This is a genomic window from Streptomyces sp. DH12, assembly GCF_020873895.1.
Classification (GTDB): Bacteria; Actinomycetota; Actinomycetes; order Streptomycetales; family Streptomycetaceae; genus Streptomyces.
In genome coordinates, this window is record NZ_JAHWGT010000953.1 from 1 (window position 1) to 465 (window position 465).

Genomic DNA, 465 nt, shown 5'->3' on the forward strand with positions numbered 1-465 from the left:
GTCCTTTCGGTGCGGGGGGGTGGTCACTTGACGGCGCCTGCCGTCAGGCCGGCGACGAGGTAGCGCTGGAGGAGCAGGAACCCGGCGACCACGGGGACGCTCACCACGAGGGAGGCGGCCATGATCTGGTTCCAGTACACGTCGTTGAGGGTGGAGTAGCCCTGGAGGCCGACCGCCAGGGTGCGGGTGGTGTCGTTGGTCATCACCGAGGCGAAGAGGACCTCGCCCCAGGCGGTCATGAAGGCGTAGACGGCGACGGCGACGATGCCGGGGACTGCGGCCGGGACGACGACGCGGAACAGCGCGCCGAGCGGTCCGCAGCCGTCCACGAGCGCGGCCTCGTCCAGGTCCCGGGGGACGGAGTCGAAGTAGCCGATCAGCATCCAGATGGAGAATGGCAGCGAGAAGGTCAGGTACGTCAGGATGAGGCCGCCGCGGGAGCCGAACAGGGCGATGCCGGTGGCG

The 465-nt window shown here is 69.7% G+C and carries 1 protein-coding gene; it reads right to left on the minus strand.

Going from position 1 to position 465, the window contains the following annotated elements; translation table 11 throughout:
- Positions 1–23: 23 nt before the first annotated feature.
- A partial coding sequence (locus LPA54_RS37950) for a carbohydrate ABC transporter permease (RefSeq protein ID WP_228984956.1) occupies positions 24–465 on the minus strand: 442 nt, incomplete at its 5' end.